Here is a 4,274-nt window from a genome sequence, read left to right on the forward strand (position 1 = left end):
AATCCCGCACGGGATTTGTGCAACAGAGCCGGTTCGCGGCTGAACCTAGCCTCCGAGCATCAGCACCAACCATACTATTCGATAAGCGCGTTGGTCTCAGGGACTGGACCTCGTCAGTCACGGCATCTGATCGTCTCGTTTCTTTAGCCGACGCGGTCAGCGACCTTTCCGCCGCTGAGCGACGGGACCTGCGCGAACAGTTGCGCCGGGCGTGGGCAGACATCTCGAAGGAAAACCTATCGCTGCCGTCGGATTTGCAGGTTGTCGTAGAACACGCCACAGGACTTAACTGCCTGGAGGCATGCCCTGAGACCCGGCCAGTGGTGTACCTGACAAGCGAAAGAGAGAGCTTTGCGGCGCGAGCACTTATCGATCAAGGAGCAGCGGTTCTGGACCTTGGTGAAGCCGACACCCTTAGGGTCTCTACTCTCCTAGAACAGACGGGCGGGTTCACTCCAAGCCCAATCGACACTGGTGATGTGCGACTGCTCGTTGATGACGTCAGCTTTGAGCCAGCCTCATCGGATCCACTCTTGGTTGCTGGAGCGCTGAACTGGCTGTCAGACGCAGCCGTCCTGGCTCACGAGTTCCTCGGAGACCCATTCGAGCTTCGGACGCTACCGCCAGAAACCCTTGAGCAGAGAATTCGACAGATACGAGTTCGAAAATGCACACATTTCTCAATCATAATTGGTGACCATCAGGTTTCATCCAGAGGCCACGAGCGCGCTCATCCATTTCCACACTCTCGATTGCCTACGCTGGTTCTTGAAGGTGCCGAGGATACCAACGTCGAGATGTTGGTTGAAGCGGCTCCTGCAATCACAAAGCTTATCGGTGCGCGCCGAAATACTCTCGAGACAATGCTGAGTAGACTCATTCGGCATGGGTTCAACGGAGGCGCGACTGGACCAACAGAGGAACAGTATGCCCTCGCCATTCATCGCGAAGTTTCGATCGTGCGAGATCACTTTGCAGCGACGCGCGGAGGGATTGATCGCCGCTTTCGGGCAGTCCGACCGATCGTCTATTTCATGGTTGGTGCGGAGGCGGCAGATGAGTTGGCCCAGCATTACAACCGTCTCGGCCCGCTTCTTCCTCTTCGAAATTGGCTTGATCAAAACCTGGGGCCAGAGCGTGCGGAGACCGTTTGGCAGGCCCTCGAAGAGACGGATGAGCAAATCGGCCTGCGACAGCGCCTTGGTCTACCGTTCACTGAGTATAACGCGGCTCTGCGAGCACTTGGCTACCCACCGCTCAACGATGAAGCGGACTTTCGCCGCATATTCGAGGTATACTTCAATGATATACGGGCTCGCCTTATTGATAGAGTCAGGCGACGCTACAAAGCTGCCTTCCTACGGGGTGATAGCTTAGAGAACTACCTCGAATATAAGGAATTGAGCTTCGTTTCGTTTGATCCTGAATGGCCACTCATCATGGAGGTTCTCGACAAGCAATTAGTCGAAGAGCATATCTTGGAAACGATGGAGGCGGTCTTAGGGCCAGACGATTTGGAAATCGAGCTCCCAGAGCTTCGACGAGTGACTTCTGCCAATCAGAAAACGGCGTTAACTGCACACTCTCGTATGGCTAGTTTGGTGCGCGCTTGGTGCCGCCGCTCCGCAAGTGAACTTCCGGAGTTGATGGATCCGTCTGATGGGCACCCACTTGTTAAAGCACTGCAACATGCTGGGCTCTTCGATTTTGAACGACTTCTGCCTGATCAATTGCCATTGATTTGCAAGAGGATCGGCGCTTGGCCGGCGAACATGCCTTCAACCTTCGACCTCGCTGCGCTGTCTCTAACAGAGGCAGATCTTGACTTCGAAGAGCGCGCGGCGCGCGAAGCACGAAAGCAGGCAGAAGTTGCGCGCCGGTCGATCAACTTCGCCGGGAGTTCGCTTGACACCGGAGCAACCGATTTCGCGCAGTCCTTAGCCGACATTGCTGAGAGCGCTCTGGCTGGGGACGCTGATTGGTTTTCTCGTAGCCGTTCACCGCGGCTAAAAGAGCATGAGCAATCTGGAAACCGTGGCGACTCCAAAGGAAGCGGTGGTGCCGGCAAGGGAGCTGGGCGGCGTGACCAACCGCCAGAGCCGATCCGGCGAGCCATGGGGATGGCGAGTGAATACTTGGTGCGCGAGTACCTATCGCGGCGACATCCAAAGGAGATGTCAGATCGCTGCTGGGTTTCAGAGAATCGTGTTCACTTCTGTTCAGATGGCGAAAGGGGTAATGATAGTCTTGGCTACGACTTCCGAGTGGTGACTCAGCGAAACGAATGGCTCTATGAAGTTAAGTCCGCTCTTGATGAAGGAGGGGAGTTCGAATTGACGGCAAGGGAGTTGGAAGTCGCAGGTAGCGCAGCCATGGATCGCAAAAGACGCTATCGTATCCTTTACGTGCCGTTCGTATTTGATCCAAGCAGGTGGCACGTACTAACGCTTCAGAACCCGGTCGGGGAAACAACAAGAAATCGGTTTCGTGTTATCAGAACGGGTTCGGTGCGATATGGATTCGACGCTAGATGAGTCTCAGATGGAGTCCTGATCAGGCAGAGAAGGTTCGACACCAGTCCCGTCCCCACCGCCATTTGCCCCTGCGAAAACGTTCTCCCGACCCCACGCCGGTCGAAATTTTCCGTGTTTCCAAAGGGGTTTGTGGGTCAGTCTGAGCACCTGTCCCGGAGCCAGGAGGCTTGGAAGCGGTCTCTCGGGGCCGATATTCTCCGGACCTAATGACTGCGCGGAATTGGTGAATAGGTTGCAAGCCTCTGAAATAAAATGGTTTTGCGGAGTTCCCGGCTAAACACTTCCATGCCAGTGGCGTGCGCAAGAAGACACTCAGATCGAACATTCAACAGGCGCATCATACCCTGCCGGGCTGAACCAATCAGCTGGACGAGCTGACATCTTCGCCTTCTCCTTTAGGTGGCGAGACCTCGCGTTCGCCGAGCTCGAGCGTCTCCGTTTCGGAGAGCAGCCAAGTTGATAGCTGGTCGGCCGCTGCCGCGATCTGTCCCGGTTTTCGAAGGGCACACTCCCAGATCGTCGCGACGCGCCAACCCGCTTGAAGCAGCGCGGCCCGAACCGCGCTGTCCCGCGTAACGTTTGCGGCGAACTTCACCTCCCAGAACTCGGCACGCGTCTTGGGATTGGTCGCGTAGCGGCATCCCGGATGCCGATGCCAGAAGCAGCCGTGCACCAAGACGACGGCGCAGTGCTTGGGAAGGACGAGGTCAGGCCTGCCGTGGACGTTCTTTGAGTGAAGCCGATAGCGGAATCCGCGTGCGTGCAGAGCCCGCCGAAGCGCCAGCTCGGGCTTAGTGTTCTTTCCCTTGATCCCTGCCATCATGCGGGATCGGGTCTGTCGATCCACAATATCTGTCATTTGCATCCTGGTTTTCGTTCCTGAACCTAGTATACACCGATTGACTAAAGATCGTCAGGAGCCTGATTTGCCTTCCACTTTCGGCATCGTTGATCTGTTCGCCGGTCCAGGTGGACTAGGCGAGGGATTTGCTTCCTTGGTCGCGGACGGCCACTCGCCGTTCCGGATCGGCATTTCGGTCGAGAAGGAGGCCTCGGCTCACCGGACTCTGACGCTGCGTGCATTCCTGCGCGAGTATCGGTCGCGGCACGGCACCTTGCCTCGGAAGTTCATCGATTTCCATGCGGGACACGCTCCTGAACCAGACTGGTCAGAAGTCGACGCCGATGCGTGGCGAGCCGCTATCGAAGAAGCACGTGCCCTCGAGCTCGGAACCGAGACAGCCGCGGACGCAATTGACGCCGCCATCGACAGACTCAAGGCTAGGTATGACGATACGATCCTGATCGGTGGCCCGCCGTGTCAGGCCTACTCACTCGTGGGTCGGGCGCGGTCGAGGGGCAAGGTCGGCTACGTGCCCGAGGAGGATGAGCGGCACTACCTGTTTCGCGAATACATTCGGGTGCTTGATGAGCTCCGTCCGGCCGCGTTCGTCATGGAGAACGTCAAGGGCATGCTGTCCTCGACGGTCGAAAGCCGCCTCGTGTTCGAGATGCTGATGGAAGACCTCTCCTCGCTCGGGACGGACCATGGTCATGAGTACGAGCTGCGCGCTATCCGGATCCAAGACGGCAAGGCCTGCTTGCAGGAGGCAATGCGGCCATCGGATTTCATCGTCCGTGCCGAAGCGTTTGGCATTCCCCAAAAACGACATCGGGTGATCATCATCGGGATCCGTTCCGACCTCGCTGTCGCGTTGCCCTTAAATCTGAGACACGACG

3 protein-coding genes are annotated in these 4,274 nt (G+C 57.1%); 2 read left to right on the top strand and 1 reads right to left on the bottom strand.

The genetic code is table 11. From position 1 onward, the window contains the following. Positions 1–2,534, top strand: a 2,534-nt coding sequence (locus D6860_RS25005; protein ID WP_128549327.1) for a protein NO VEIN domain-containing protein, incomplete at its 5' end; no start/stop codon positions are given. Positions 2,535–2,895: 361 nt separating this feature from the next. On the opposite strand, the gene D6860_RS25010 is transcribed toward D6860_RS25005, so the two are convergent. Then, entirely contained in the window at positions 2,896–3,393 is a 498-nt protein-coding gene (locus tag D6860_RS25010; RefSeq protein WP_076625279.1) for a very short patch repair endonuclease, read from the bottom strand. A gap of 67 nt (positions 3,394–3,460) precedes the next feature. On the opposite strand from D6860_RS25010, the gene D6860_RS25015 reads away from it, so the two are divergent. Next, positions 3,461–4,274: DNA cytosine methyltransferase (locus D6860_RS25015; RefSeq protein WP_206512222.1), on the top strand; the 814-nt coding region annotated here is incomplete at its 3' end.

This window comes from Salipiger sp. D13 (genome assembly GCF_003703915.1).
In the GTDB taxonomy this organism is placed as follows: Bacteria; Pseudomonadota; Alphaproteobacteria; order Rhodobacterales; family Rhodobacteraceae; genus Salipiger; species Salipiger profundus.

Coding starts and splice junctions, on each gene's coding strand:
- D6860_RS25010 (WP_076625279.1), bottom strand. CDS start 3,393: ATGACAGATATTGTGGATCGACAGACCCGATCCCGCATGATGGCAGGG.